The organism is Actinoplanes sp. NPDC004185 (assembly GCF_053603475.1).
This window is the reverse complement of the sequence record NZ_JBSGFR010000002.1, coordinates 92,448-118,947: the sequence shown is the minus strand read 5'-3', so window position 1 is coordinate 118,947 and position 26,500 is coordinate 92,448. Positions and strand designations below refer to the sequence as shown.

At 72.1% G+C, this 26,500-nt stretch carries 25 protein-coding genes, 1 pseudogene and 1 riboswitch; of the genes and pseudogenes, 10 read left to right on the top strand and 16 right to left on the bottom strand.

What is annotated here, in order from left to right:
- Nucleotides 1-6 precede the first annotated feature (6 nt).
- From ACWEOZ_RS02700 to ACWEOZ_RS02685, 4 genes are read right to left on the bottom strand one after another with little or no spacing between them, the layout of a single operon-like run.
- Nucleotides 7-1,530: a hypothetical protein gene (locus tag ACWEOZ_RS02700; RefSeq protein WP_451909030.1), complete on the bottom strand. Its 1,524-nt coding sequence runs from the start codon at nt 1,528-1,530 to the stop codon at nt 7-9.
- 56 nt (nt 1,531-1,586) lie between these two features.
- Nucleotides 1,587-2,438 (bottom strand): menaquinone biosynthetic enzyme MqnA/MqnD family protein, encoded by an 852-nt coding sequence (locus ACWEOZ_RS02695; RefSeq protein ID WP_451909029.1) that lies wholly within the window; start codon nt 2,436-2,438, stop codon nt 1,587-1,589.
- Nucleotides 2,435-3,685, bottom strand: a complete 1,251-nt coding sequence (locus ACWEOZ_RS02690) for an MFS transporter (RefSeq protein WP_451909028.1) — start codon at nt 3,683-3,685, stop codon at nt 2,435-2,437. Before ACWEOZ_RS02690 ends, ACWEOZ_RS02695 begins: the two co-directional genes overlap by 4 nt.
- Before the next feature lie 39 nt (nt 3,686-3,724).
- Entirely contained in the window at nt 3,725-4,297 is a 573-nt protein-coding gene (locus ACWEOZ_RS02685) for an ArsR/SmtB family transcription factor (RefSeq protein WP_451909027.1), read from the bottom strand.
- A gap of 249 nt (nt 4,298-4,546) precedes the next feature.
- Between ACWEOZ_RS02685 and ACWEOZ_RS02680 the strand changes: the two genes are divergently transcribed.
- The gene (locus ACWEOZ_RS02680) at nt 4,547-6,565 is read left to right on the top strand and encodes a HelD family protein (RefSeq protein WP_451909026.1); all 2,019 of its coding nucleotides are present in this window, start codon (nt 4,547-4,549) and stop codon (nt 6,563-6,565) included.
- Here ACWEOZ_RS02680 and ACWEOZ_RS02675 read toward each other — a convergent pair.
- The gene (locus tag ACWEOZ_RS02675) at nt 6,552-6,974 is read right to left on the bottom strand and encodes a GNAT family N-acetyltransferase (RefSeq protein WP_451909025.1); all 423 of its coding nucleotides are present in this window, start codon (nt 6,972-6,974) and stop codon (nt 6,552-6,554) included. The two genes, ACWEOZ_RS02680 and ACWEOZ_RS02675, sit on opposite strands and share 14 nt — an antisense overlap.
- Nucleotides 6,975-7,046: 72 nt before the next feature.
- On the opposite strand from ACWEOZ_RS02675, the gene ACWEOZ_RS02670 reads away from it, so the two are divergent.
- From ACWEOZ_RS02670 to ACWEOZ_RS02650, 5 genes are all read left to right on the top strand, one after another.
- Nucleotides 7,047-7,682: a transporter gene (locus tag ACWEOZ_RS02670; protein WP_451909024.1), complete on the top strand. Its 636-nt coding sequence runs from the start codon at nt 7,047-7,049 to the stop codon at nt 7,680-7,682.
- Nucleotides 7,679-8,005, top strand: a complete 327-nt coding sequence (locus ACWEOZ_RS02665; protein ID WP_451909023.1) for a winged helix-turn-helix domain-containing protein — start codon at nt 7,679-7,681, stop codon at nt 8,003-8,005. Before ACWEOZ_RS02670 ends, ACWEOZ_RS02665 begins: the two co-directional genes overlap by 4 nt.
- Nucleotides 8,002-8,868, top strand: coding sequence for an ABC transporter ATP-binding protein (locus ACWEOZ_RS02660; protein ID WP_451909022.1), 867 nt, complete (start codon nt 8,002-8,004; stop codon nt 8,866-8,868). Before ACWEOZ_RS02665 ends, ACWEOZ_RS02660 begins: the two co-directional genes overlap by 4 nt.
- A 13-nt stretch (nt 8,869-8,881) precedes the next feature.
- The gene (locus tag ACWEOZ_RS02655; RefSeq protein WP_451909021.1) at nt 8,882-9,622 is read left to right on the top strand and encodes an ABC transporter permease; all 741 of its coding nucleotides are present in this window, start codon (nt 8,882-8,884) and stop codon (nt 9,620-9,622) included.
- Between the two features lie 80 nt (nt 9,623-9,702).
- Complete coding sequence (locus tag ACWEOZ_RS02650) at nt 9,703-10,467, top strand: VOC family protein (RefSeq protein WP_451909020.1); 765 nt, start codon at nt 9,703-9,705, stop codon at nt 10,465-10,467.
- On the opposite strand, the gene ACWEOZ_RS02645 is transcribed toward ACWEOZ_RS02650, so the two are convergent.
- The 9 genes and pseudogenes from ACWEOZ_RS02645 to mqnE all read right to left on the bottom strand — a co-directional run bounded on the left by ACWEOZ_RS02645 (nt 10,464) and on the right by mqnE (nt 18,003).
- Entirely contained in the window at nt 10,464-11,228 is a 765-nt protein-coding gene (locus ACWEOZ_RS02645) for an ABC transporter ATP-binding protein (RefSeq protein WP_451909019.1), read from the bottom strand. The genes ACWEOZ_RS02650 and ACWEOZ_RS02645 overlap by 4 nt on opposite strands.
- A complete protein-coding gene (locus ACWEOZ_RS02640; RefSeq protein ID WP_451909018.1) occupies nt 11,225-12,277 on the bottom strand; it encodes a FecCD family ABC transporter permease in 1,053 nt (350 codons plus the stop codon). Before ACWEOZ_RS02640 ends, ACWEOZ_RS02645 begins: the two co-directional genes overlap by 4 nt.
- Nucleotides 12,278-12,305: 28 nt before the next feature.
- Nucleotides 12,306-13,223, bottom strand: a complete 918-nt coding sequence (locus ACWEOZ_RS02635) for a helical backbone metal receptor (RefSeq protein WP_451909017.1) — start codon at nt 13,221-13,223, stop codon at nt 12,306-12,308.
- 110 nt (nt 13,224-13,333) lie between these two features.
- Nucleotides 13,334-13,400: riboswitch (cobalamin riboswitch) on the bottom strand.
- 61 nt (nt 13,401-13,461) lie between these two features.
- On the bottom strand, nt 13,462-14,148 hold the full coding sequence (gene lepB / locus ACWEOZ_RS02630; protein ID WP_451909016.1) for a signal peptidase I: 687 nt from the start codon (nt 14,146-14,148) through the stop codon (nt 13,462-13,464).
- Nucleotides 14,148-14,468, bottom strand: a complete 321-nt coding sequence (locus ACWEOZ_RS02625; protein WP_451909015.1) for a PadR family transcriptional regulator — start codon at nt 14,466-14,468, stop codon at nt 14,148-14,150. Before ACWEOZ_RS02625 ends, lepB begins: the two co-directional genes overlap by 1 nt.
- An 85-nt stretch (nt 14,469-14,553) precedes the next feature.
- Nucleotides 14,554-15,852, bottom strand: a pseudogene (locus tag ACWEOZ_RS02620) (M14 family metallopeptidase); the annotation flags it as partial.
- A 191-nt stretch (nt 15,853-16,043) separates the two neighbouring features.
- Complete coding sequence (locus ACWEOZ_RS02615; RefSeq protein WP_451909014.1) at nt 16,044-16,358, bottom strand: DUF4229 domain-containing protein; 315 nt, start codon at nt 16,356-16,358, stop codon at nt 16,044-16,046.
- A gap of 11 nt (nt 16,359-16,369) precedes the next feature.
- A complete protein-coding gene (locus ACWEOZ_RS02610) occupies nt 16,370-16,798 on the bottom strand; it encodes a hypothetical protein (RefSeq protein WP_451909013.1) in 429 nt (142 codons plus the stop codon).
- Nucleotides 16,799-16,833: 35 nt separating this feature from the next.
- Entirely contained in the window at nt 16,834-18,003 is a 1,170-nt protein-coding gene (gene mqnE, locus ACWEOZ_RS02605) for an aminofutalosine synthase MqnE (protein ID WP_451909233.1), read from the bottom strand.
- Nucleotides 18,004-18,302: 299 nt separating this feature from the next.
- Between mqnE and ACWEOZ_RS02600 the strand changes: the two genes are divergently transcribed.
- Entirely contained in the window at nt 18,303-19,892 is a 1,590-nt protein-coding gene (locus ACWEOZ_RS02600) for a C40 family peptidase (protein ID WP_451909012.1), read from the top strand.
- A 59-nt stretch (nt 19,893-19,951) separates the two neighbouring features.
- Here the strand turns inward: ACWEOZ_RS02600 and ACWEOZ_RS02595 are convergent, their stop codons facing one another.
- Nucleotides 19,952-20,689: a hypothetical protein gene (locus tag ACWEOZ_RS02595; RefSeq protein WP_451909011.1), complete on the bottom strand. Its 738-nt coding sequence runs from the start codon at nt 20,687-20,689 to the stop codon at nt 19,952-19,954.
- On the opposite strand from ACWEOZ_RS02595, the gene ACWEOZ_RS02590 reads away from it, so the two are divergent.
- The 3 genes from ACWEOZ_RS02590 to ACWEOZ_RS02580 all read left to right on the top strand — a co-directional run bounded on the left by ACWEOZ_RS02590 (nt 20,652) and on the right by ACWEOZ_RS02580 (nt 25,056).
- Nucleotides 20,652-22,145 carry a hypothetical protein gene (locus ACWEOZ_RS02590; RefSeq protein ID WP_451909010.1) on the top strand — a complete coding sequence of 498 codons (1,494 nt, stop codon included), beginning with the start codon at nt 20,652-20,654 and terminating at the stop codon, nt 22,143-22,145. The two genes, ACWEOZ_RS02595 and ACWEOZ_RS02590, sit on opposite strands and share 38 nt — an antisense overlap.
- 239 nt (nt 22,146-22,384) lie before the next feature.
- On the top strand, nt 22,385-24,241 hold the full coding sequence (locus ACWEOZ_RS02585) for a DEAD/DEAH box helicase (RefSeq protein WP_451909009.1): 1,857 nt from the start codon (nt 22,385-22,387) through the stop codon (nt 24,239-24,241).
- 191 nt (nt 24,242-24,432) lie between these two features.
- Nucleotides 24,433-25,056 (top strand): putative glycolipid-binding domain-containing protein, encoded by a 624-nt coding sequence (locus ACWEOZ_RS02580; protein WP_451909008.1) that lies wholly within the window; start codon nt 24,433-24,435, stop codon nt 25,054-25,056.
- On the opposite strand, the gene ACWEOZ_RS02575 is transcribed toward ACWEOZ_RS02580, so the two are convergent.
- The gene (locus tag ACWEOZ_RS02575; protein WP_451909007.1) at nt 25,053-26,417 is read right to left on the bottom strand and encodes a hypothetical protein; all 1,365 of its coding nucleotides are present in this window, start codon (nt 26,415-26,417) and stop codon (nt 25,053-25,055) included. The two genes, ACWEOZ_RS02580 and ACWEOZ_RS02575, sit on opposite strands and share 4 nt — an antisense overlap.
- Between the last annotated feature and the right edge of the window lie 83 nt (nt 26,418-26,500).

Genomic DNA, 26,500 nt, shown 5'->3' with positions numbered 1-26,500 from the left:
GAAAGATCAGACCGGGCGGCAACGGCGGGTCAGCACCAACGCCAACGCACCGGTCAACACCAGCAACATCCCCGCGCCGGCGATCCGCCCCGCCGGCGCACCCGTGATGGGCAGCCCACCGCCGGACCCGCCACCGGATCCACCCGAGCCGCCGCCCGTGGTCAGCTTGACCTCGATCTTGGCCACGTTGTTCGTCGTCTTCTGGTCCTGCACGCCACCGTCGACCGTGATCGAGCCCTCGTCCTCGTTCTCGCCGTCCTCGATCTCGGCGGTGAACGCGAACAGCTGCTGCTCATCCTTGGCCAGCGGCTTGCTCGCCACGCACAGATAGTCGTGGCCGCTGACCTGGCCGGGCTTGTCCCAGCTGGGGTCGCCGTCGCCATTCGGGACGCAGTGCTTGTCCACCTCGGTCAGGGCCAGGCCGGATGGGATGCGCACCTTGGCCGCGTGGATCCACGACGGCGTCCGGCCGAGCACGGTGGCCGGGCCGTCGTTGCGGAAGCCGACCTGCACCGTACGGGTGTCGCCGATCTTGCCCTCGAAACTGTCGCCGATGGCCACGCTGTCCGCCGGGTTGAGCGGCACCTTCACCTGGAACGAGGTGGCGTTGTCCCATTCGTTCAGCTCGCGCCGGCCGGCCGCGAGGCTCGGCGCGGCGGGCACCAGCTGGAGCTTGAGGCCCGGCTTCCGGGCCGCCCTGGTCGCCGCGGCGAGGCCGGCTTCGTCGTCGTCGAGGCCCAGAGCCGCCACGCCGGCGGTGTAACTCGCCGGGCCGGGGGCGGCCGCGTCGGCCGCGACGGTGAGCGGCGTCTCCGGCGACATGCCGAAGGTCGAGCCGGGGGCGAGGACCAGGTCGAAGACGCAGACGACGCCGGGCCGGCCCGCGGTCTTGACGCAGTTGCTGTAGACGTTCGGGTACGAGATGGAGCGGGGACCGGCCAGCGCGAGGGCGACACCCTCGGCGGCCGTGTCGCCGTTGTTGCGGACCGAGATCGGCAGCACGGCCGACTTGCCCGCGGCCAGCTCGAGGTCCGGGATGCGGGCGGTCTCGAGGTCGACCCCGGCCGCTTCGCGCACCACCGTGACGGTGGCCGATTCCTTCCACTCGCTCGCCGCGTCGTGGACCGCCAGGCCGATGGCGGCCCCGGTCGCGGGCAGCGCGGCGGTGGGCGTCACGGTGAAGGACAACGCCTTGCGGGCGCCCGGCGCGAGGTCACCGATCGCACACCCGATCGCGGTGCAGCCCGGCGCGGGCTTGAAGCCGAGGCCCGGGTCCACCGCGGTGCCGGTGAAGGTGAAGTCGAGGATCAGACCGGTCGCCGCGGTCCCGCCCGCGTTGACGACCTCGAACGGGACGGTCTTGGTGGCGCCGCTGGTGGTGACCACCCGCTCGGGCACCGAGATCTCGATCGCCGGCCGTTCGGCCGCGGTCCCGGCGCGCGCCGGGGTGGCCACGCCGACGGCGCTCAGCCCGATCATGGCGAGGGGCAGCGCGAGACGGATCGCGAGGTCGTTCGGTCGGAGGGCCACCTGTCAATGCTCCATTGCGGACCGACCCGGCGCTACCCCCTGTGGAGCAAAGCGGTCTATACCTGGGCGAAGATCGGTCCGTCGGCCGGCAGCGCCGGCGCCTCGCCGCGGGCGGCGGCCCGGCGGGCGAACTCGCGCACCCCGGCGACCTGCTGCTCACCCAGCGAGAAGTCCAGCGCCCGGAAGTACGTGGCCAGCGTCGCGGCGTCGAACGGCTCCCAGCGCGCCGCCGCCTCGGCCACCTCGTCCAGCTCGCCGAGGCACAGATCGCGTGACCGCTGGAACGCCTCGTGCACCTCCTTGACCACGCCCGGGTGGGCGGCGGCGAACTCCTTGCGGACCGCCCAGACGGCGAAGACCATCGGTAGGCCGGTCCACTCCTTCCACGCCTGAGCCAGGTCGATCACCTGCAGGCCGAGCTCCGGGGCCTCGTACATGGCGCGCAGGGCCGGGTCGCCGATCAGCACTGCGGCGTCGGCCTCCAGCAGCATCTGGTTGAGCTCCGGGGGGCACCGGAAGTATTCGGGCTCAGCCCCGTACTGCTCGGCCAGCAGCATCTGGGCCAGCAGCACGCCGGTCCGCGAGGTCGAGCCGAGCGCGACCGGGCGGCCGTCGAGCTCGGCCGGCGGCCGGGTCGAGACCAGGTTGACCGACAGCACCGGCCCGTCGCTGCCGACCGCGAGGTTCGGCAGCAGCAGCAGGTCGTCGGCGTTGCGCAGATACTCGACCAGGGAGATCGGGCCGATGTCCAGGTCACCGGCGACCAGGGCGGCGTTGAGCCGGTCGGGGGTGTCCTTGTGCAGGTCGACGTCGAGCAGCGCGCCTGAGCGCATGAGGCCCCAGTAGATCGGCAGACAGTTGAGGAACTGGATGTGGCCTACCCGGGGTCGCCGGACTACGTCGCTCATGGTCCGACGCTATCTCCGGCGGGTTGCCCATGCCGGGGCTCCACCTGCGGCGAGGGACCTATCTCACGTTCGGCCCGGCGGACGACGGGCAGGCAGACGGCCACCGCGACCAGCCCGGCGAGACCGGCCGCGGCGACCAGCGGCCGCGGCGCGAAGTGGTCGACGAGCGGGCCGCCGACCAGGTAACCCACCATGCCGGCGCCCTGAACAGCGGCGCCCATCGCGGCGAACGCACGTCCGCGGGCCGCCGCCGGCACCCGTTGGGCCATGACCACGCTGGTGAAGACGTTGATCCCGCCGTTGCCCAGGCCGCCGGCGAACCAGAGCGGCACCAGCAGCAGCGCGTGCCAGACACCGGCCCCGCCCAGCACAGCGGCGCAGGTGGCCCCGGCCAGCAGCAGCGAGATCCGTACCAGCCGTGCGGGATGGGTCCAGCGCCGGCCGAGCCGGCCGAACAGCAGTGCGCCGACCAGCATCCCGGCGGTCCAGGTGCCGCTGATCAGGCCGAACACCGTGGTGGAGGCGCCGAGCGTCGCCCGGATGAAGAACACCTCGATGACGTTGATGGCACCGACGCCGGCCACGACGGCCGCGATCGCACCGACCATCACGGCGACCAACCTGTCGTCGCGCAGCCGCCAGGAGACGGGCACGGCCGCGGCGGGCCGGGCCGCGGGCGATCTCCGGGTACGGATGAGCAGCCCGGCCACCACCAGCGACAGGTACGTGACGGCGTCCAGCAGCAGCGGCACCCGTACGCCGAACTGCCCCACCAGCACCCCGGCCAGTGCGGGAGCGATCAGCATGCCGGTCAGTCCCGCCGTCTGGTTGATCCCGCTCGCCTTGGCCAGGTCCTCCCGCCGGACCATGGCCGGCAGCAGCGCGGCGAGGGTCGGCTGGGTGACCGCGAGCCCGCTCGCCAGCACCGCGACCAGCGCGATGATCACCAACGGGTGCTCGGCGAAGGCCAGCGCCGTGCACACTGCCGCCTGCCCGATCCCGGCCACGATCAGCAGCTTGCGGCTGTCCACCCGATCGGCGATCCGGCCGGTCACCGGGGCCAGCACCGCCAGCGGCAGGGCGGCGGCCAGGAGCAGCCCCGAGACGGCCACCCCACCGGCCCCGGCCTGCTGCAACGCGAGCGCCAGGGCGGTGGCGGCGAGGAAGTCACCACAGGCGCTGACGCCGCGGGCGCCGGCGGCCAGGTAGACGTCCCCCCAGCGCGAACCGTCAGATGTGAAGGACATACTTCGAAAATAATCCTTCACATCTGCTCAGCACAAGGGCTACTCCACCGGGAAGACGGCGTAGTGCACCGCAACCGGCCGCGCATCATCAGGCGCGTCCTCCATCCGCTCCCGCCGCCGGTACGGCGCCAGCACCTCCTTGACCCGCCGGTTGACCTCGGCCAACTCCTCGGCGTTGAGCAGCAGCATCGGACTCATCAACGCGCTCGCGTCCTGCCAGGCCTTCGACTCCTCGTGCGCCCGGGCGACCCACTCCCGCAACCGCGCGAAGTCACGGTTCAGATAGACATCGACCAGCGCCCGCTGACTGGCCCGGGTCTCCGGCTCGGCCAGGTCACCGTCGACGTTGAGCCCCGAGGTGGTGCTGCGCCAGACCCGCTCCCGGCCGTCCCCCCGGCTCGGCGCCTGCTCGACAAGCCCGTACTTGGCCAGCTCACGCAGGTGATAGCTGGTGGCGCTGGGCGACAGCCCGACCAGCCCGGCGCACTCGGTGGCGGTGACGACCGCGCCGGTGCTGCCGAGATGCTCGATGATCGCGATCCGGGCCGGGTGCGCGAGAGCCCGCATCACCTTGGGGTCGGTGATCCGTGCGGTGGGTTGCCCGTCAGCCATGCCACCCATGATCCCGCGTCACCCGCGGCACCGACGCACCCGGGCGATCAGCGGCCGCCGGGAACGCGGCACGCCGCCGGCCGACCGGAAGGCGAAAATCGGTGGCCCCGGCCGGCGGGGTTGCGTATCGTACGTGGCCGCTTGACGGCCGCGGTGAGTCGACACCGCAGCGGACGTCTCCGCGCCGGACGACGGCCACCCGTCGCCGGATACGCGAGCGAGCAGCGAGCTACCGCGATAGGAATCAGCGTGCCCGCATCCGAACTCGACCACGAACTCATTTCCGAACGCCGGCACCTCAGCCAGTCCCGCGCCGCGCTGGGGCGGATGCGGGGGCGGGCCGAGTCCCTGTTCGCTTCCGGCGCCGACATCGCCGGGGACGCCTACAGCGCGGAGACGCTCGGGCGGACCCTGTCGCGCCGGGTGGCCGAGCTGGCCGACGATCCCGACACTCCGCTCTTCTTCGGCAAGCTGGACATCGAGCAGACGGCGTACCACATCGGGCGGCGGCACGTCACCGATGATTCCGGTGAGCCGATGGTGCTGGACTGGCGGGCGCCGCTCTCCCAGTCGTTCTACCGGGCCAGCGTGCGGGATCCGCAGGGTGTCGCCACCCGGCGCCGGTTCGGTTTCGTCAAAGGGGAGCTCACCAGCTTCGAGGACGAGCACCTGGACCGCGGCGAGGAGCTCGGCACCAAGAGCCGGATCCTGACCGCCGAGATCGAGCGGCCGCGCGTCGGGCCGATGCGGGACATCGTCGCCACCATCCAGCCCGAGCAGGACGAGCTGGTCCGCGCCGAGCTCGAGGACTCCATCTGTGTGCAGGGCGCGCCCGGCACCGGTAAGACCGCCGTCGGGCTGCACCGGGCCGCGTACCTGCTCTATGTGCACCGGGAGCGGTTGCGTCGCTCCGGGGTGCTGATCGTCGGGCCCAACACCGCGTTCCTGTCCTACATCTCGGCGGTGCTGCCGGCGCTCGGTGAGGTCGAGGTGCAGCAGGCCACGGTCGACGACCTGATCGCGCGGGCACCGGTACGCGGCCAGGACGCCGAAGCCACCGCCCTGCTCAAGCACGATCCGCGGCTGGCCGCCGTGCTGCGCAAGGCACTGTGGAGCCGGCTGGCCAAACCGGTGGAGCCGATCATGGTGTCGGACGGCTCGTACCGCTGGCGGATCGATCCGGGACCGCTGCGCCAGATCGTGGACGAGGCGCGCCGGGAGGAGCTGCCGTACGCGGTCGGCCGTGAACGGGTCCGGGCCCGGGTCGTCGCGCTGCTGCAGCGCCAGTCGGAGTACCGCACCGGGAACTCGCCGAACGAGGGCTGGCTGCGCCGGATGGGCAAGATCCCACCGGTACGCGACTTCCTGGACAACGCCTGGCCCGCGCTGACCCCCGAGGGGCTGGTCGTGGCGCTGCTCAGTGACGCCGGGCTGCTGGCCACCGCGGCCGAGGGCATTCTCACCGAGGCGGAGCAGGAGCTGCTGCTCTGGCCCAAGGCACCGCGCACGGTGAAGGCGGCCAAGTTCAGTGCCGCTGATCTGGTGCTGATCGACGAGGCCGCCGGGCTGCTGGAGCGTGAGCAGAGCTTCGGGCACGTGGTGGTGGACGAGGCTCAGGACCTGTCACCGATGCAGGCGCGGGCGATCGCGCGGCGCAGCGAGCACGGCTCGATCACTCTGCTCGGCGACCTGGCGCAGGGCACCGCGCCGTGGGCCGCCGCCGATTGGCGGGACACGTTGCGGCATCTCGGTAAGCCGGACGCCGTGGTGGTGCCGCTGACGGTCGGTTTCCGCGTACCCGCTGTGGTTGTGGCCCTGGCCAACCGCCTGCTGCCGGCGCTCGGGGTGGACGTGCCGGAGGCCGTCTCGCTGCGCCGCGACGGTGATCTTTCCGTCGTCGGCGTGCCGTCGGCGGCCGAGGTGGATGCCGCGATGCTGGTCGAGGTGACCGCGGCGCTGGAGCACGAGGGTTCGGTCGCGGTCATCGCGGCCGACGCGGCGGTCGACCGGCTGCGGGCGCATCTCGCGGCGGCGGGTCTGCCGGCCGCGACGCCGGACGACGTCGACTCCGAGGCGCGCGTCACGGTCGTGCCGGCCACGATCGTCAAGGGCCTGGAGTACGACCATGTGGTGGTCGTGGAACCGGCCCAGATCGTGGCCGCCGAGCCCCGCGGCCTGCACCGGCTCTACGTCGTGCTGACCCGCGCGGTGTCCCGGCTGTCCGTGGTGCACGCCGAGCCGCTGCCCGCACCGCTCAGAGCGGCTTGATCCAGCGGGACCAGTCCGGCTGGCGGTGGTAGCCCCGGGCGGCCCAGATGGCGTGGGCGCCCGGGTTGTCGTCCAGCACCATCGCGTCGATCCGGGTGCCACCCAGCGCCCGGATGCGGCTCTCCGCCGCCTCGATCAGGGCCCGGCCGATGCCGTTGCGGCGGCGTTGCGGGTCGACCGCGAGGCGGTACAGGTGGCACCGCCAGCCGTCCCAGCCGGCGATGATCGTGCCGACGATCCGGTCCTCCTCGACGGCCACGATGAGCGCGTCCGGGTCCCGCAGATGCAGCGCCGCCAGGGCACCAGGAGTGTCCGGTGGGCGACTGGCGTTCTCGGCGGCCGTCGCCCAGAACGTCAGCACCTCCCCCAGCTCGCGGGAGTCGGCGGCCCGCAGTACGAGATGGCTCACCGCGCGATGCTAAGCGAGCCGCCGAGGTTTATGGCACAAAGTTCTTTGACTTTGTGCGGTAAAGTTCTTTGCATGGAAGCCAGAGATGACGAGCTCTCCCCGCTGGACCCCGCCGAGTCGCTCCGGCTGATCGCCCGGGAGCAGGCCACCACCGCCCGCCGGCTCACGCCCGACCCCCGCCTGCTGCTCTGGCCGTGGGGGCTGGCCTGGCTGATCGGCTTCGGCGTCTTCTTCCTGCGCTTCGGCCCCGATGAACGCGTCCTGGTGGACATGCCGGACTGGGTGCCGCTCACCGTGCTGCTCGGCTCGATGGTCGTGGCGGGCATCATCACCGGCATCGTCGGCGCCCGGGCCGCCCGCCAGGTCAGCGGCCCGTCCTCCCGGCAGGGCGCCATGTACGGCTTCACCTGGTCCGTCGCGTTCATCGGCATGGCCACCCTGTTCAGCCGGATCAGCAACCTGCTGCCCGTGCCGGAGGCCAACCTGCTGTGGGCCGGCGCGATGGTCGCCCTCACCGGCGCCCTGCACATGGCCGGCGGTGCCATCTGGAACGACCGGCTCCTGTTCGTCCTCGGGCTCTCGATCAGCGTCGTCAACGTCATCGGCATCATCATCGGAGCGGGCTGGCACGCGCTGATCGTCGCCGTGTTCGGCGGCGGCGGGATGCTCCTCGCCGGGCTCATCTCCTGGCTGCGGATGCCACGGTGAGCGCCGACCTGCCCGAGCTGGACCCGGTGATCCACGCCCAGGCGCGGCTGCGCGTGGTCTCCGCCCTCGCCACCCTGCGTGAGGCCGACCGGATCGCCTTCCCGCGGCTGCAGGACATCCTGCGCATGACCGCCGGCAACCTCTCCGTGCACCTGCGCAAGCTCGAGGACGCCGGCTACGTCGAGGTCACCAAGACCCATCAGGGCCGGACGCCCACGACACTGGTCCGCCTCACCGGGCGCGGCCGGGTCGCCTTCGAGGACTACACCGCGGCGCTGCACGCGCTGCTCAACGGCACCGCCAACCTGCAGGAGGAGTTGTGATCCTCGCCCGTGCCCTCGGTGTCAGCCGTCGCTACGGCGACGTGCTGGCCCTCGACCGCGTCGACCTCGACGTGCCCGCCGGCGAGCTCGTCGGCCTGCTCGGGCCCAACGGCGCCGGCAAGAGCACCCTGGTCAGCCTCCTCACCGGGGTGCGCCGGCCCACCTCCGGCACCGTGGAGCTGTGCGGCGGCGACCCACGCGACCCGGCGAGCCGGCGGGCGCTGGGCGTGACCCCGCAGGAGACCGGGCTGCCCGGCGCGCTGCGTGTCGGTGAGGTCGTCGACTTCGTCCGCGCGCACTTCCCCGACCCGCTGGGCCGGGCCGAACTGCTCGACCGGTTCGGGCTGACCGACCTGGCCAAGCGGCAGACCGGCGGCCTGTCCGGCGGCCAGAAACGGCGGGTCGCGGTGGCGCTGGCGTTCGTGGGCCGGCCCCGGATCGTGTTCCTCGACGAGCCGACCACCGGGCTGGACGTGGAGGCCCGGCACAGCCTGTGGGACGGCATCCGCGCGTTCCACGCCGACGGCGGCACGGTCGTGCTGACCAGTCATTACCTGGAGGAGGTCGAGGCGCTGGCCGAGCGGGTGGTGGTGATCGGGGCCGGCCGGGTGCTGGCCGACGACACCGTCGCGGCGGTACGCGGACTCGCCGCCATCCGCCGGGTCAGCCTGACTGTGCCCGTACCGCTGCCGGATCTGCCCGGGGTGGTCGGCACCGAACGCGACGGCGACCGCACCCACCTGCTCACCGGCGACGCCGACCGGCTGGTCCGCGATCTCGTCGCCCGCGACGTCCCCTTCACCGAACTGGAGGTACGCCCCACGTCGCTGGAAGAAGCGTTCCTCACCCTCACCTCGGCCTGAACCGGAGGTTCGGATGACATCCCTCGCCCTGACCCATGCCCGCTTCCAGCTCATCGAGACGTTCCGGATCCCGATGGCGCTCATCGGCAGCGCGTTCTTCCCGGCCGCCTCGATGATCTTCTTCGTGGTGCCGTTCGTCGGCGACGACCCGGTGTACGCCACCTACGCCACCGCGTCGATGGTCACCTTCGTGGTCATGACCAGCAATCTCTTCCAGTACGGCATCGGCGTCGCGGAGGACCGGGCCCAACCCTGGGACCCGTACTCACGGACTCTGCCGGCCGGCGCCGCCCCGCGTTTCGCCGGCCGCATCCTGGCCGGGCTGGTGCTGATGAGCGCCTCGCTGGTGCCGGTCGTGGTCATCGCGGCGGTCGCGACCGAGGCGACGATCACCCTGACCGGCTTCCTCCTGGCGGTGGCCGTGGTGGCCGTGATCGCGGTGCCGTTCACGCTGATGGGGCTGGCCATCGGCTACTCGCTGCCGGCCAAGGCCGCGATCGTGCTGGCCCAAGTGCTGTTCTTCCCGCTGGCGTTCGGCGGTGGGCTGATGACCGCGCCGGGCAGTGCGCCGGGATTCGTCGAGACCATCGCTCCGTACCTGCCCACCGGGGCCGCGGTGCGGCTGATGTGGGCGGCCGTCGGTGACTTCCCGGTGCAGTGGGCATCGATAGCCGCCTTGATCACCTGGACAGCCGCCCTGGCTGGGGTGGCCGTATGGGCCTATCGACGCGACGAAGGTCGGCGGTTCAGTTGAACTTCCGACTCAGCGGCCCCGTACCTCGCATCGCGGTGTAACGATCCATCTGTCGTCCGCCGTAACCCCGAGGAGCAGGCATGAACCCACCGACCCCCGGTGTACCGAACTGGGTGGACCTGGGTACCGCCGACCTCGCGGACGCGATCCGCTTCTACACCTCGCTGTTCGGCTGGGAGGCCGAGGTGTCGGGCGAGGAGTACGGCGGCTACACCACCTTCCGGCTCGACGGCCGGGCCACCGCCGGCGCCGGCCCGCTCTACGGCGAGGGCCAGCCGACCGCCTGGAGCACGTACGTGGCCACCGACGACGCCGACGAGATCGCGGCCCGGGTCGAGGCGGCCGGTGGCAAGGTGCTGGTGGCGCCGTTCGACGTCATGTACCAGGGCCGGATGGCCGCGTTCCTGGACCAGGCCGGCGCGCCGTTCAGCGTCTGGCAGGCGGGCACCATGCGCGGGGCCGACATCTTCGACGTGCCCGGCGCGCTGACCTGGAACGAGCTGACCACCCGGGACCTGGAGGGCTCGGCCGCGTTCTACGGCGCGGTCTTCGGCTGGGTGGCCCGGGAGAGCTCGGTGAGCGGCATGGACTACATCGTGTGGGAGCACGAGGGCCGGCAGATCGCGGGCATGCAGGCGATGGACGGTGATCGCTGGCCCGACGACCTGCCGCCACATTGGATGATCTACTTCGCGGTGGCCGACTGTGACGACTCGGCCGCGTACGCCCAGTCGCTGGGCGGCCGGATCGTGCACCCGCCGACCACCCTGCCGATCGGCCGGTACGCGGTGGTGGACGACCCGCAGGGCGGCACGTTCTCCATCCTGCAGGGCATCAACGGCTAACCGCGGACCGGCACGACCAGCGGCCCCTGCCCACCGTCGATGACCTTGACGCGTACGCGGTAGTGCCGGGCCAGCAGCTCCTCGGTGAGCACCTCCCACGCGGTGCCGGACGCCACCACCCGGCCGCCGGCCAGCAGCACCATCCGGTCCGCGTATTCGCCGGCGATCGACAGGTCGTGCATCGTGGCCAGCACCGTGAGGTCGCGTTCGCCGCGCAGCCGGTCGATGAGTTCGAGCACCTCCTGCTGGTGACCGATGTCGAGCGCGCTGGTCGGCTCGTCCAGCAGCAGGATGCGGGCGCCCTGGGCGAGCGCCCGGGCCAGGAAGACCCGTTGCCGTTCGCCGCCGGAGAGCGTGTCGAGCCGTCGGGTGCGCAGCCGTTCCAGGTCGAGCGCGGTCAGCACCTCCTCGACGGCGGCCAGGTCGGAGGCGGACTCCCGGCCCAGCGCCGGGATGTAGGGCGTGCGGCCGAGCAGCACGTAGTCGAGGACCAGCATGCCCGGCGGCACCACGGGCGACTGCGCCACGGTGGCCACGGTCCGGGCCCGCTCGCGCCGGGGCAGCCGGTCCAGCGGGGTGCCACCCAGACCGACCGAGCCACTGAACGGCAGCAGCCCGCCGACGGCGCGCACCACCGTGGACTTGCCCGCGCCGTTCGGGCCGATGATCGTGACCCACTCCCCCGCGGCCACGTCCAGATCGACCCCGTCGACGATGACCGAGCCGCCCAGCCGGACCCGCAGGTCCCGGACGCTGATCATGAGACCCCGCTGCGGCGCAGCACCAGGGCGAAGAACGGCGCGCCCAGGAACGCGGTCACCACGCCGATCGGGATCTCCGCCGGGCTGGCCACCGTCCGCGCGACCAGATCGGTCAGGGCCAGGAACGCGCCGCCGAACAGCACCGACAGCGGCAGGATCGACCGGTAGCTCGGCCCCGCCAGCAACCGCAGGGTGTGGGGCACGATGATCCCCACGAAACCGATCAGCCCCGACACCGACACCGCGGCCGCCGTGCCCAGCGAGGCGGCCGCGATCAGCAGGTAGCGGCTGCGCTGCGGGTGCAGGCCCAGGCTGGTCGCCTCCTCGTCGCCGACGGTCAGCACGTCCAGCTCGCGGCGCTGGGACAGCACGATCGCGGCGGTGATCGCCGCGTACGGCAGCACCAGCAGCACGTCGTGCCAGCCCGCGGTGGCCAGCCGGCCCAGCAGCCAGGAGTACACCTCGCGCAGCGCCTCGATGTGCCGCTGCAGCAGGAACGTCTGAGCCGCAGCCAGGAACGCCGACACGGCCACGCCGGAGAGGATGAGCGTGGCGGGGGTCCGCGACCGGCCGCCGGCGCCGCCGAGCACCCAGGTCAGGGCGACGGCGGCCGTGGCGCCCACGAAGGCCGCGAGCGGCACCCCGATCGGAAGCTCCGCGGTGGCATCACCGGCGGCCGGCCGGAACGCGATGACCACCGTCACCCCGAGCCCGGCGCCGGCCGCGACCCCGAGCAGGTGCGGATCGGCCAGCGGATTGCGGAAGACGCCCTGGTACGCGGCTCCGGCCAGAGCGAGCAGGGCGCCGACGAGCAGGCCCAGGACGACCCGGGGCAGGCGGAGCTCGGTGACGATCGCCGTCTCGCGCAGGCTCAGGCCGCTGTGGATCCGTACCCCCGGGATGAGGTCGAGCAACGCGGCCGCGACTCCGGCCGGCGGCAGCGCGACCGGCCCGAAGGCCACCCCCGCGACCAGCGCGACCAGCACCGCGAGCACCCCACCGGCCAGCCAGCCGGGCCGCAGCCCGGCCGGCCGCGGCCCTTCGGTCATGCGGTGCCGACTTTCTGCATGCAGTCGCTCACGCGGAGACCTTGGCCACCGCATCGGCGACCGCCCGGACCAGGTCGACCACCCGGGGACCCCACCGCGAGGCGACGTCGTCGTCCAGGGCCACGATCCGGTCCTGCCGCACCGCGGTGATCTGCGACCAGCCCTTGCGCTGCTTCACCGTCGCGGCGGACTGGCCACAGCACTTGGTGTCGGCCAGGAAGATCAGGTCCGGGTCGGCCGCGACCAGCGCCTCCGGGGAGAGCTGGGGATAGCCGTTCTTGCTGCCGTCGGGATCGGCGGCGTCCGCGACGTTGGTGAGCCCGAACGGCGCGAGCAGCGAGCCGATGAAGGTCTTGGAGGTCGCGGAGTAGAACGTCTGGTCGATCTCGTAGTAATAGCTGAGCGGCTCCGTCCGGGGCGGCACCTCTTTGACGATCTTGTCGATCTCCGTGCGCATCCGCTGCACCAGCGCGGCCGACTCGTCCCGGTGCCCGGTCAGGGCGCCGAGCTGGTCGATCTGCCGGTAGGAGTCGTCGATCACCTTGGCCGCGGGCGCGAGCAGCACCGGGATCTTGAGCTTGCCCAGCTGGTCGACGATCTTCTCCAGGTCGTCGGAGACCACCACCAGGTCGGGATTCCGCGCGGCGATCGCCTCGGCGTTCGGCTTGAAGCCGGACAGGTCGGTGCGGGGCGCCTCGGCCGGATAGGTCGACTGGTCGTCGACCGCCACCACCTGCGGGCCGGCGCCGATGGCGAAGAGCATCTCGGTCGCGGTCGGGGCGAGCGAGACGATCCGGGCGGGCCGCTCGGCCAGGGTCACCGAACCGACCGTGACCGGGAAGGCTGCGCTCGAAGCCGCCGGTCTCCCCTCGTCCTCGGCACCGCCCCCGCAGCCGGCGAGCAGCAAGGCGGTGACCGCGATCGCGGCCGTCACAAGTCGTCTCATCTGGTCCTCCTGTCGGCCGAGGCTGCGGTGCTTCGCCGACCGGAGGAACAGGCCCGGTCCGCGAGGCGCCCCTCCCCGGGAGCGCTGAATCGCGACCGGCGCCCAGGCGACCTGGCTTCACCCGCGCCGCGCGGGCGAGGGCTCACAGTTGCGGGACAGCGCCGGAATCCCACCGGCTTCGCTGTGACGCGGTCCTGTCGAAACTAGCCCAGGCGCCCGGGCGGCACGAACAGACCCGTCAGCTCAGCGGCCAGATCCGGGCCAGGAAGCGGCCGTCCACGGAGTCCTGCGGGATCGTGCCCAGCTGACGGGAGTCCTGGGAAACGATTCGGTGGTCGCCGAGCACGAACAGCTCGCCCGCCGGCACCGTGACCGGTGCGCCGCAGTCGTCGGTGGCGGCGGGGCCCTCCAGATAAGGCTCGTCCAGGACGGCGCCGTCTCGGTACACCCGGCCCTCCCGGCATTCGATGGTGTCGCCGGGCAGGCCGATCACCCGCTTGAGCATGGGTGCGCCCGGCGTGAGCGGGCTGTCGAACTCGACGATGTCGCCGTGCCGGATGCCGGTCAGCCGGAAGCTCACCTTGTCGACCACGACGCGGTCCTGGACCCGTACGGTCGGCTCCATCGAGCCGCTCGGTATGTATCGGGGGGCGAGCACGAACTGGTTGACGACGACTGCCGCCGGGATCATCAGCAGGGCCGCGATGACGGCCGCACGCTGGATGCGTACCCGGGCCGGCAGGGTCCTGATCCGCGCCCGGCGCTCGTGCCACACCGCGCGCAGGCCGCCCGCGGCCCAGCGCACCGCCTCCCAGCTGCCGGTGGTCTGGTCCAACTCGGCCAGAGCCGCCTCGCCCCACGGACCGCCCCGGGCGCGGCGCCCCCGTACCGCCGCGACCAGGACCGCCCGCGCCGCCCGGCGCATCACGCTTTCCTCGGCACGAAGGCCGCGGCCGGGCCGGGCTTCTTGCGCGCCGCGGCCGCCAGGCGCTCCTGGGCCAGGACGACGCCGTCCGTGGTCAGCCGGTAGGTGTGCCGCGGCGGCCGGCCGGGCTCGTCGGAGGCCTCCCAGCCGGTGTCGAGCAGCTGCTGGGCCGAGAGCCGCATCAGGATCGGGTAGAGGGTGCCGGACGCCAGCCCGGTCTCGCGGCTCAGGTCGTAGCCGTAGCGCCAGCGGGCCGGCTCGGCGAGCAGCGCCTCGAAGAGCCGCAGCGTCTGCGGCGAGGCGTGGGAAGGTCGGGGCATGGCGGAAAGTCTACATAACTCGACTTACTCCGGCCACCTGCCCAGCCGTGCGGCCGGGAAGGTGGCCGGACCGCGGAACCGGTCAGCAGTACGTGGACTGCTTGCCGATCACCTTGTACGGGCAGTCAGCCGCCTCGGCCAGCAGCAGCGCGGCCTCCTTGTTACGGCTGGTCTCCCGAGTGATGACGCTGGCGGGCGGGTAGAAGCCACCGGCCGACGAACTGGTCGGATACATCTCGAAGGTGTACGCGAAGATCTTGTGGGTGCCCCACATCCAGTCGAGCGAGTCCCCGTCGGTGATGTAGAGATCGCTGGACTGCTCCGGCGTGTACCCGTTGGTCGCCGCCATCTGCCGGCCCAGCGTCGCGAACGTGCTGTTCTGGTCCGCCGTCATCCCGGTGGTGGTGTTCGCCGTGGTGTGCCCGAACGGCCAGAGCACCAGCTCGGAGTAGGTGTGGAAGTCCATGGCGGCCTTGATCTGCTGGACCCCGCCGACGACCCGGCTGTTGACGAAGTCGCGGACCGCCCGGGTCTCGGGCGCCGAGAACGCCGACGGACCCCGGTACGTGTCCGACGAGGTGCTGCCGGACGAGCCGCCGCAGCAGCCCCACTTGTAGCCGTAGTTGCGGTTCAGGTCCGTGCCGACGTACGAGGAACCGGAGTTGGGCTGGCGGTTCTTGCGCCACGAGCGGTAACTGCCGGTGGCGACGTCGTACTCGGCGCCGTCCGGATTGACCGACGGGACGATCCAGATCTCCCGGCTGTTCACCACGTTGCGGATCCGGGTGTCGCTCGCGTAGTTGTCCGCGTACAGGTGCAGCAGGTAGATCGCCATCTCCACGGTGAGGTGCTCACGGGCGTGGTGGTTGGCGTCGTACAGCACCTCGGGCTCGGCCTCGTCGGTGCCGACGTTGTCGGACAGCTTGACCGCCACGATGTCGCGGCCCTCGTAGGTCTTGCCCAGCACGCGCTTGCTGGCGATGGCCGGATACCGCGCCACGATGGCGTTCACCTCGGCGACCATCTCGGCGTAGTTGTGGTACGCCGCGTCCCGGGACGGGAAGTCGAAGGTGGACACGCCACTTCCGGGCGTTTCGACAGCGGCGGGCTTGACCGTGAAGCCGAGCGCCCGCAGCGCCTTGACCTCGCGGCCGGTGGCGGTGATCTCGACGATCGAGTGTTCCATGCCGCCGATCGCTGCGCCGGTGCCCGCGATGGCATTGCGCTGGGCGAGCGTGCGCACGTCGTAGACCTCGTACGGGGCCGCGGTGTCCGCCGCGCGCGGCACCGCGGTGGCGGCCGGGGCGATGGCGGGGGAAGCGGCGATCAGGGCCAGGCCGGCGGTGACCGCGGCGACCAGGCCGGTGACGCGTCGTCGTCTCATGAACGACCTCCGGGGGGTGTCAGAGGGGGTTCGGGCCCCGTCACTGCACCATCCGGCATCGACATTTGGCAATGGAGCCGAGCGCCGGGAGACCATGCCAATGTGCCCCCTACGTCGACGTGATGACCGCATCACTGTCGCGCACCCCGACCGCGCGGGGTGCCCGATCCGCGGAAATCGCCGGCTTCGGGTCAGGAAGCCTTGGCCTCCCCAGTGGAGGATGCTTCACCGGGCGCCGCGCGGTCGCCGGCGGCAGCTGCGGCCTCGTCGCCGGCCAGAGCCGCGCGCAACCGGGCCTTCTCCGCCTGGCGGCGCTCGGCCACCGTGCCGAGCTGCTCGGCCATCTCGTTGCGCCACTTCGCCAGCAGGAAGTAGGAGAACCCGGCCGACGCGAGCAGCGCGATCATCGCCTTGACCAGGAAGGCCAGCGGGACCGGCAGAAGCAGCGCGAAGACGAGCACGAACAGGCCCAGACGGCCGAGCGTGTATTTGACGGCGGGACTCATGACAACTCCTGTCAGCCCGCGCGGTGGCTGAGCCACCGCAGGCCGTAGAACCAGACCAGGCAGTAGACGACCGTCAGGCCGAGCGCACCCACCGCGCCACTGACCAGCGGCGGGAACGTCGCGGCGGCCAGACCGGCGAGGGTCATGCCGACCGCGATGCCGAAGCCGGCCGCGAGGGCCGCCACCACGATCCGGTACGCGCCGTAGCCGGCCGCGCGGAACTCCTCGGTGAACAGCCAGACCGGCAGGATCAGCGCGAGCCAGCCGCTGGAGTCGCCGAACTCGAACGCCCGGGCCAGCGACATGACGGCCTCGAACAGCAGCAGCACCACGACCCCGGTGACCAGGCCGGCGAGAGCGACACCCAGCAGATCACCGACGGTCACCAGGCGTCCGTCGGCGTCGCGACGCGGGCGGCGCTCACTCTTGGTTTCGGCCATGACAACAACGAGGGTACGCCGGGAGGGTCCCGCCGCTACGCCCAGACCTGCTGCGGCTCGCTACGGCGCTCGGCCAGTGACACCGGGCGGTCGTACTCGCGGACGATCTCGTACCGGGTGTTGCGCTCGACCGGCTGGAAACCCGCGTCCCAGATGATGTTCAGCAGGTCGTCACGGTGCATCGTGGTCGGTGTGCCGTACGAGTCGGCGTCGTGGGTGATCTTGTATTCGACCACCGAGCCGTCCAGGTCGTCGGCGCCGAAGTTCAGCGACAGCTGAGCGACCGACAGGCCGTGCATGACCCAGAAGTTCTTCAAGTGCGGCACGTTGTCGAACATCAGCCGGGACACCGCGAACGTGCGCAGCGACTCGGCCGGCGCCGCCATCGTGGTGCGAGCCTGGATCCGGTTGCGGATCTTGCCGTCCGCCGAGTCGACGAAGTCGTGCTGGTAGCGCAACGGGATGAAGACGGCGAAGCCCCCCGTCTCGTCCTGCAGCTCGCGCAGGCGCATGACGTGGTCGACCCGGTGCCGCGGCTCCTCGATGTGGCCGTACAGCATGGTCGCCGGGGTCTTCATGCCCTTCTCGTGCGCCAGCCGGTGGATCCGCGACCAGTCCTCCCAGTGGCAGTTGTGGTCGACGATGTGCTGGCGGACCTCCCAGTCGAAGATCTCCGCGCCGCCGCCGGTGAGGGACTCCAGGCCGGCGTCCATCAGCTCGTCGAGGATCTCACTGGCCGGCAGGCCGCTGATCTTCTCGAACCACTGGACCTCGGTCGCCGTGAAGCACTTGAGCTTGACGCCGGGCAGCGCCGCCTTCAGCTCGCGCAGCACCTTGGGGTAGTACCGCCAGGGCAGGGTCGGGTGCAGGCCGTTGACGATGTGCAGCTCGGTGAGCCCCTCGCCCTCCATCTCCTTGGCCTTGCGCACGGCCTCGTCGATGCGCATCGTGTACGCGTCCTTCTCGCCCGGCTTGCGCTGGAAGGAGCAGTACGCACAGCTGGCGGAGCAGACGTTGGTGAGATTGAGGTGCCGGTTGACGTTGAACATCACCCGGTCGCCGTTGAGCTCGGTGCGCTTGTGGTGGGCCAGCCGGCCCAGCCAGGCGAGATCGTCGGACTCGTAGAGCGCGACACCGTCCTCGCGGGTCAGCCGCTCACCCGCGTAGACCTTGGCCTCCAGCTCGCGCTTCAGCCCCACGTCCATCTGCGGCATGTCCGCCCCCTTCACCGTCACTTCGTGGTCGAGCGTACGTCCTCATTTCGGCGGATCGACGTCCGGCGGCTTCGGGGCGGCGCGGATCACGTCGCCGGACTTACGATTCACAGCGTCCTGTCATGTCCAATCAATCGACATCGGTGCACTGATTGAGGTAAGACCTTAGAGGGACGACAAGCGGTGGTGGGGCGACTACCCCAGCGACCACCGAAATCGGGGAGCGCATGTCGATGAGTGGGCAGCACAGAAGCGGACGAACGCGACGGATACGCCCATGGTGGCGACCGTTGGCGTACTCCGCCGCGACTGCCGCCGCCATCGCCGCTCTGTTCAACCCGCTGCCCGCCTCCGCCGCCCCGCCGGCCGCACCCCCGGCGCCCGCGGTTCCCGACGCCGGTTCCCGGCCCCTGGCCCAGGGTGCCCTCGTGCTGCCCGGCCAGCAGGTCACCACGACGCCGACGACGACGGCACCGATCGTCACCCCCGGCGTGGCCCTGACGCCGGTGATGGCCAAGATCGAGAAGGGTCGCACGGAACTCGCGTCCCTCGGCGAGCGGCTCACCAAGGCCAAGGACGAGGTCGACCTCACGACCCAGCAGGCCGCCGCCGCGGACCAGAAGGTGACCCAGTCCTCCGCCGCGGTCTCCCAGGCCCGGACCGAGGTCGCCAACGCCGCGGCCGCCGCGGTCCGGGACGCGGCCGCCCTGCCGCCCGGCTCGATCGGCTCCGGCCTGTCGGACCTCGACTCGCTCGCCCGGATCAACCGCGGCGACTCCGCGACCCAGCAGGCCGCCAGCCGCCAGCTCACCATCGCCGAGACCATCTACAACGCCGCGCTCGCCGAGCAGCAGGCCGCGCAGGCACGGCTCACCACGTTCACGGCAGACCGCGACAAGCTTCAGAAGGAGGTCGACAAGAAGTCGGCCGCCCAGCAGAAGCTCGAGCAGGACAACGCCGCCGCGATCTCCGCGGCCGACACCGCTCAGGCCGCCCAGGACGCCCAGGCCGGCGCCGGCTACCTGGCCGGGGAGAACGCCGGCCGCGGCGCCGACCCGCGCGCCATGGCGGCGCTGCGCTTCGCCCTGGCCCAGCGCGGCGACCCGTACGTGTGGTCCGAGGAAGGCCCGGACGAGTACGACTGCTCCGGCCTGATGTGGGCCGCCTACCGTGCCCCGGGCGCCGGTGACTTCAAGCTGACCCGGGTGTCCCGCGACCAGTACTTCCAGACCCGCGAGCGCGTGGTCGACCGCTACTCCCTGCTCCCCGGTGACCTGCTCTTCTTCAGCTCGTCCAGCAGCTGGCAGCAGATCCACCACGTAGCGATGTACGCGGGCAACGGCATGATGGTCGAGGCCCCGCGCACAGGCCTCAACGTGCGCCTGGTCCCGGTCCGCTGGACCCGGCTCTTCAGCGCGACCCGCATCTACGGCTCCATCGAAGGCACCGTGCAGGGCCCCAACCTGGGCTCGCCGGACCCGGAGAAGCCGAGCGACCACAACCCCAAGCCGACCACCAAGCCCACGACGAAGCCGACCACTCCGTCGACCAAGCCCACAACGCCCTCGACCAAGCCCACGACGCCGTCGACCAAGCCGACCACGCCGTCGGCCAAGCCCACGACGCCGTCGGCCAAGCCGACCACTCCGTCGGCCACCCCGACCACCGACAAGCCGACGACCACGCCGCCCACCACAGCCGCGCCGGTCACCACGGCTCCGTCAGCGGAGGACAAGCCGTCCGCACCGGCCAGCACGGCGGAGAACTCACCGACGAAGGCCGACAGCCCCTCGGCGACCAAGGCGAGCTCCGCCTCGGCCACCAAGTCGACCCCCGCCTCGGCCGCCACGGGGGAAGCGTCGAAGTCGTCCGGCTCCTAGCGCATCCGGGTCCCGCCAGTCATGATCTTCAAGCGGCGACCGGCCGACGCCGGGTGCGCTTATGAGCGCTGATGTGGCACGGTAGTTACCAAGCGCCCGGCAATCGGTCTGCCCGGCGTCCGGCACGTGGCGTCGGCACGCGGGTGACGGCGATCGGGAGGACCCATGGACGAGCAGCAGGCGAAACCGGACAGCGACGGCAGGACGCCGCCCGCTGCGCGGCCGCCCGCGAGCAGCGCCGGGCCGAAGAGCGACCAGGGGTACGAGCTGCCCCCGCCGCCGGCACCGGGCGCGCTGTGGGCCCCGGCGTCCGGCACCGACGCGGCCAAGTCGCCGTCCTCGGGCACTCCCTCGACTGCTCGGGCCTCGGCGTCCGCGCCGGTCAGCGCAGCTCCGGTCAGTGGATCCAGCAGCGGGCGGGCCTCGGTGTCCGGTTCGGCCTCCGTCTCCGGCAGCCCGGACGGGTCCGGCGGCGCTGAGGGCCCGGCCTCCGCATCCGCTCGTCCGGTGAGTCCGGGCAGTGTCTCGGCGGCCGTGCGGCCGGCTGGTTCCGTCTTCGGTTCCAGCAGCTCGAACGGCTCGGCTGCCGCGTCAAGCTCTTCTACCGGCGCTCCGGCCAGCCCGGCCAGCTCTTCGGCCGGTTCGGGCTCCGCCGCCGCCGCTTCTTCCGGCGCTCCGGCCAGCTCGGCCGGTTCAGCCTCTGCCGCCGCCGCTTCTTCCGGCGCTCCGGCCGGCCCGGCCGGGTCGGGCTCTGCCGCCGTGCCGACCAGCTCCGCCGGCGGCCTCGGCGGCGCCACGCGGCCCGTGTCCGTCGCGCCGAGCGCCAACGCCGCACGGGCCACCGTGCCCGGCGCCATCGACCCGGCCGGCGCCCGGGCCACCACCTGGCCCAGCGGACAGGCCAAGATCTACGGCCGCACCGCGGAGAAGCCGAGCACCACCGCCACGGACGACTCCGGCGCACCGGACAAGCCGGACGCCGCTGCCCTGTCGAGCACGACCGACAAGCAGAGCAGCGCCGCCGGGCCGGACGCTGTCTCCAAGCCGGATCTTGCCGACAAGGTCGCTTCTCCCGAGGCCGGCGAGAAAAAGGCCGGCGCGGTCAGCTGGATGAGCGTCGGGGACCGCCCCCACCAGCCCACATCGCCCGACACCGACCGCTCCGCCACCGGCGCCGAGCCCGCCGCGAAGCCGCAGAGCGCAGCCCCCGGCACGGACAAGCCCGACGCGGGCCTCTCCAGCCCGGCCTCCGCCAGCCCGGCGTCGGCCAGCCCGGCCCTGTCCAGCCCGGCGTCGGCCAGCCCGGCCCTGTCCAGCCCGGCGTCGGCCAGCCCCGATCCTTCGAGCCCGGACCCCACCCTGCCGGAGCCGTCGACCCCGGAGCCGGTCAAGCCCGCACCGGCCAAGCCCGAGCCCACCCGGCCCGAGCCGGCCCCGCTGCCGACCCCGCACCCGGCTCCCACCCCGAGCCCGGCCCCGCAGCCGGGTCCCGCACCGGAGCCGGGTCCGGCACCGAGCCCCACCCCCGGTCCGGCACCCAGCCCCACGCCGCCCGGCCCCGTACCGCCGGGCCCCGGTCCCAGCCCGATCCCGCCCGGCCCTGGCCCGAGCCCCATCCCGCCCGGCCCCGGTCCCAGCCCGGTCCCGCCGGGTCCCGGCCCGAGCCCCGTACCGCCGGGTCCCGGCCCGTCGCCGGTCCCGGGCCCGCCGCCGGCACCCTTCCCCGGACCGCCGATGATCTCCAATACGGCACCCGGCGCTCTCCCGGCCTACACGATGCCGGCCGCCGCTCCTCCCGGTCAGTACGGCAACCCGGCACCCGCCGCCCCCGGCTCGACCTCGTACGGGGTAGGCGCATCGGGCGGTGCCCGGCAGCCGTTCGGCGGACCGGCGGCTCCGGTGAGCACCCCGGTGACGTACGGCTCAGGTTCCGCCGCGTCGGGATCCGGACAGTCCACCGCCGTGCCGCAGCAGCGGGGTCAGGGCACCGTCTACGGCGGTCTGGCGGACTACGCGCCGGCTGACATGACAATGCCGGTGAACATCAACCCGGTGGAGAACTCCGGTTCCCTGACCGGCCACATCCTGGCTCAGGGCTGGCGGGACGGCCCCGACAACCAGCGGCGCAGCAACGTCAAAGTGGCTGTGGCGATGCTGATCGTGCTGCTCGTCCTGGTCGGCGTGAGCATCCTTTTCCTCTTCACCGTGGGCGACGCGTTCAGCGACATGATCGGTGGCGTTTTCAAGCAATGAGTTGTCGTCGGCGACGGATGCCCCTAAGCTGGCGAGGTTGCGCCGAAGGGTGAGCCTGCCCACTACCGGCGCGGAATGCGGGCAGTGTCAAAGACGTTGACCCGTACACTGATGGAAGTAATTAACCTGGCGTGCCCTCAAGGCGCACGCCTCGGGCGTTCTTGCGGTCATTTCAGCGGCTGGTCGTTCTTAGCTGCGGCGGGCCATACGCGAGCATGCGCCCCCGTAGAGAGGTTCTCTTGACCACTTTCGCTGATCCCAGCACGTTCCCGTCCGTTGAAGAAGTTCTCGCCGAGTCCGGCGGCACCCCCAGCACCGACGCCACCGATGCCGCCCAGGTCACCCCTGAGGCCGCGGTGGCGCTGACCGAGACCCACGAGGTCGAGGTCGTCGAGACCCCCGCCCCCGCCGTGCCGACCTTCGCCGAGCTGGGCATCCCCGCCGAGCTCGTCCGGGTGCTGAGCCGCGAGGGCATCATCGCCCCGTTCGAGATCCAGGCCGCGACCATGCCCGACGCCCTCGCGGGCCGGGACGTGCTCGGCCGTGGCCAGACCGGCTCCGGCAAGACGCTGGCGTTCGGCCTGCCGCTGCTCGCCCGCATCGCCAAGAGTGGCCGGGCGCTGCCGCACCAGCCCAAGGCCCTGATCCTGGTGCCGACCCGTGAGCTGGCCATGCAGGTGGCCGACGCGTTGACGCCGCTGGGCCGCTCGGTCGGCGTCTTCCTCAAGACCGCTGTCGGCGGCGTGCCGTACGACCGCCAGATGGACGCGCTGCGGCGCGGCGTCGAGGTCATCGTCGCGACCCCGGGACGCCTCGGCGACCTGATCGAGCGGGGCGCGTGCCGGCTCGACGCGGTCGAGGTCACCGTCCTGGACGAGGCCGACCAGATGGCCGACATGGGCTTCCTGCCCGAGGTCACCGAGCTGCTGTCCAAGACCCCGGCGGACGCGCAGCGCCTGCTGTTCTCGGCGACGCTCGACGGTGACGTCGACGCGCTGGTCAAGCGGTTCATGCACGACCCGGTGACGCACTCCACCAACCCGGCGGAGGCCAGCGTCTCCACGATGGAGCACCACATGCTCCTGATCCCGCCGCACGACAAGTTCCCGATCACGGCCTCGATCGCCAACCGGGACGGCAAGACCATCGTCTTCGCCCGCACCCAGATGGGCGTCGACCGGCTGGTCGACCAGCTCGCGGCGGTCGGCGTGCGCGCCGGCGCGCTGCACGGCGGCAAGACCCAGCGGGTACGCACCCGCACGCTGGCCGAGTTCAAGGAAGGCCGGACGAACGTGCTGGTCGCCACGGACGTCGCGGCGCGCGGCATCCACGTCGACGGCATCTCGCTGGTCATGCACGTGGACCCGCCCAAGGACCCGAAGGACTACCTGCACCGCGCGGGTCGCACCGCCCGGGCCGGCGAGTCCGGCGCGGTCGTGACGCTGGTGCTGCCCAAGCAGCGCCGCACCACGGCGTCGATGATGCTGAAGGCGGGCGTCACGCCGGCCGAGCTGCGGGTCCGCCTCGGCGACGAGCAGCTGGCCAAGGTCACCGGGGCTCGCGAGCCCAGCGGCGTCCCGGTCAAGATCGAGCCCGAGCCGCGCGAGCGTGGCGACCGGCCGCGTCGTTTCGGTGACCGGCCGCAGCGTGGTGGCAGCAGCTACGGCGACCGTTCCCGCGGTGGCAGCAGCTACGGCGACCGGCCGCGCACCGGTGGCGGGGACCGTTCGTTCGGCGACCGTCCGCGGGGCAGCTTCAGCGGCGGCAGCGGCAGCGGCAGCGGCGACCGCACCTACGGCGACCGGCCGCGCGGTGGCGAGCAGCGCTCGTTCAGCGACCGTCCCCGGGGCGAGCAGCGCACCTACGGCGACCGCCCGGCGGGCGACCGTTCCTACGCCGACCGGCCGGCGACCGGCGGCGACCGGCCGACGGGTGACCGCCCGTCGTTCGCCGACCGCCAGCGCGGCTTCGGCGACCGGACGGCGCGCAACCTGAGCGAGCGTCCCGGCGGATTCCGCCGCGAGCCCGCTCGCAACGACCGGCGGGAGACCGGCAACGGCCGCTTCTCGACCGGCCGTCCGGCGCACACTCACTGATCCATCGCACGTAGAAGAAGGCCCCGGCGCTCCACGCGCCGGGGCCTTCTTCTACGTGGCGGGGGTCCGCGCCGGGCCCGGAAGCGGATGGCAAGGTCAGAGCAGGCCACAAACCGGGCGGCGGACATCGAGCCGGACCACCAACCGCGTGGTGGGGTTCATGGCGGGGCGGGAACGGGTAGTCGGTGACTATGGCCGTTCTGCCGGGTTCACTTTTCTGGGATCGCCGCGACACGTCCGGTGCTGAGCACGCACTGGTGGAGACGCACGCCGGGTTGCACGCTCGAGGCACCGCCTTGGCCGTCGATCCGATCGCCTACAGCGCCCGCTACGAGCTGCGTACCGGCCCCGACTGGGTCACCACCGCGCTCGAGGTGAGCACCGAGGGTGCCGGGTGGAGTCGTAGCTTGCGCCTGGATGCCGAGGGTGGGCGGTGGCGGACCTCGACCACCGAGCGGGGTGATCTGGATGCGGCGCTGACCGCCGGCGGCCACCCCGGAGCCGGTCTGCCCGGCACCGAGGACCCGGACCTGCTGTTCGGGGCGTTCGACGTCGACCTGACCGGTTCGCCGCTGACCAACACGTTGCCGATCCGGCGGCTGGGGCTGCTCAAGGCCGAGGCGGGGGTGGCCCACCGGGTCAGCGTCGCGTGGGTGCTGCTGCCCAGCCTGGAGATCGTGCAGGCGGACCAGATCTACACCGCGCTGGGCGACGGGCAGGTGCGCTTCGCCACCGAGACCTTCAGTGCGGACCTGGTCGTCGATGACGAGGGCTTCGTCGTGGACTATCCCGGGCTGGCCCGGCGGGTGCGTTAGACCTTGTCGCGGATCCAGGTCAGGCAGGTCTTGTCGACCGTCGTGAACGGCTGGCCGAACGCCTCCCGGGACGCCGGGTCGAGGTCGCGGTTCTCCCTCAGGTAGAGCCGGACGAAGGTGAAGAGCGCGCCCTGGCCGTACTTGCGGGCGAGGCAGTCGGCGGTGAAGTGGCCGAAGCCGTAGAAGGCGTCGCTGGTGTCGGGGCTGGCGTTGTCGCCGGGGGCCTTCGCGGCGATCGACTTCGGGCGTTTGCTGCCGGCCAGCAGGGAGCGCACCGCCGAGCGGCGCCAGCTGTCCGTGGCGGATCTCGGATACCAGCCGATGTACTCGGCGATGCCCTCCTCCAGCCACATGTCGTCGCTGCCGCCCGTCCGGTACGCACCACCGAGCGTGACGACGTGAGCGAGCTCGTGCTGGAGCGTGGTGGCGAGCACGTCGCTGTCCGTACGGACGGCGGAGATGTTGAGGACCACGTCGCTGCCGGAGTCGCTGAGCGGGATCGCGTAACCGATGACCCATTTGTCGGTGATGCCGCCGTACCAGGTCTTCCACTGTTTGGCCCCGGCGACGTAGACGCGGTATCTGCGCTGAGGGTTGCCGACCAGGCCGGCGAAGCGGTCGTTGACGACGGCGGCCTTCTCGGCGGCAGCCAGCACCTGCTTGAAGTATCTGCGCTCGGTGCGGTTGCCGATCACGGTGACCCGCTCGCCGGAGAGGAAGCTGAGGTCGCCGGACTCCCACGGGGTCGGCTGCTGGCGGCTGCGGCTCTTCTTCTCGGTGACCTTCGCGATCACGTACCGGCCGCTGACCTTTTTGAAGGTCAGGACCTGGCTGATCGTCGGCGGGCCGTCCGATGCGTTGTCTTTCTCCTCCGGACACTTGTCGGTGCTGAAGCAGTACGCGACCTCGGCCGTCACCTGGACCGTGCCGCTCTTGGCATCGACAGGGTCGGCGGACGTCTGATAGTCGAAGTGGCTGACGCCCAGCCCGCGCAGCGAGCGGAACATCGAGCTGTACCGTGCGCGGAGTTTGGACTGGCCCGGGTCGACGGCGGCCAGCCAGGCCTTCTCGTTGTTGGCCAGCAGGGCGGCCGCCTGGGCCCTGAGCGCCGCGACGGCGGCCTCGCCGGGCGTCAGCGGGGTGCGCGCGGCAGTGGGCTCCGGGCCGGCCGCCGCGGCGCTCTCGTTGAGCGAGAGCGGCGCGCGGTTGACGTAGACGACACCGGCACCGACGGCGAGCATGGCGGCCAGGGCCAGCGCGGCACCGACCAGCAGGCCACGACCCCGGCGAGACGGCGGCGCGGGAAAAGGCACTGGGACGATGCCGGGCGGCAGGTCACCGACCTCGATCGGCGACTGCACCAGAGGGTGGGTCAGCGGGTGAGTCGAGGGAAAGAACTCGCTGGCCTGCGGGGGCCGCTGGCCGGGAATCTGGGCGAACCCGG

What these genes read in the sequence shown, in the direction of transcription:
- ACWEOZ_RS02695 (WP_451909029.1), bottom strand. Translation starts at nt 2,438, where the DNA reads ATGAGCGACGTAGTCCGGCGACCCCGGGTAGGCCACATCCAGTTCCTC.
- ACWEOZ_RS02650 (WP_451909020.1), top strand. Translation starts at nt 9,703, where the DNA reads ATGAACCCACCGACCCCCGGTGTACCGAACTGGGTGGACCTGGGTACC.
- ACWEOZ_RS02685 (WP_451909027.1), bottom strand. Translation starts at nt 4,297, where the DNA reads ATGGCTGACGGGCAACCCACCGCACGGATCACCGACCCCAAGGTGATG.
- ACWEOZ_RS02635 (WP_451909017.1), bottom strand. Translation starts at nt 13,223, where the DNA reads ATGAGACGACTTGTGACGGCCGCGATCGCGGTCACCGCCTTGCTGCTC.
- ACWEOZ_RS02610 (WP_451909013.1), bottom strand. Translation starts at nt 16,798, where the DNA reads ATGGCCGAAACCAAGAGTGAGCGCCGCCCGCGTCGCGACGCCGACGGA.
- ACWEOZ_RS02640 (WP_451909018.1), bottom strand. Translation starts at nt 12,277, where the DNA reads ATGACCGAAGGGCCGCGGCCGGCCGGGCTGCGGCCCGGCTGGCTGGCC.
- ACWEOZ_RS02625 (WP_451909015.1), bottom strand. Translation starts at nt 14,468, where the DNA reads ATGCCCCGACCTTCCCACGCCTCGCCGCAGACGCTGCGGCTCTTCGAG.
- ACWEOZ_RS02580 (WP_451909008.1), top strand. Translation starts at nt 24,433, where the DNA reads ATGGCCGTTCTGCCGGGTTCACTTTTCTGGGATCGCCGCGACACGTCC.
- mqnE (WP_451909233.1), bottom strand. Translation starts at nt 18,003, where the DNA reads ATGGACGTGGGGCTGAAGCGCGAGCTGGAGGCCAAGGTCTACGCGGGT.
- lepB (WP_451909016.1), bottom strand. Translation starts at nt 14,148, where the DNA reads ATGCGCCGGGCGGCGCGGGCGGTCCTGGTCGCGGCGGTACGGGGGCGC.
- ACWEOZ_RS02615 (WP_451909014.1), bottom strand. Translation starts at nt 16,358, where the DNA reads ATGAGTCCCGCCGTCAAATACACGCTCGGCCGTCTGGGCCTGTTCGTG.
- ACWEOZ_RS02670 (WP_451909024.1), top strand. Translation starts at nt 7,047, where the DNA reads ATGGAAGCCAGAGATGACGAGCTCTCCCCGCTGGACCCCGCCGAGTCG.
- ACWEOZ_RS02645 (WP_451909019.1), bottom strand. Translation starts at nt 11,228, where the DNA reads ATGATCAGCGTCCGGGACCTGCGGGTCCGGCTGGGCGGCTCGGTCATC.
- ACWEOZ_RS02655 (WP_451909021.1), top strand. Translation starts at nt 8,882, where the DNA reads ATGACATCCCTCGCCCTGACCCATGCCCGCTTCCAGCTCATCGAGACG.
- ACWEOZ_RS02690 (WP_451909028.1), bottom strand. Translation starts at nt 3,685, where the DNA reads ATGTCCTTCACATCTGACGGTTCGCGCTGGGGGGACGTCTACCTGGCC.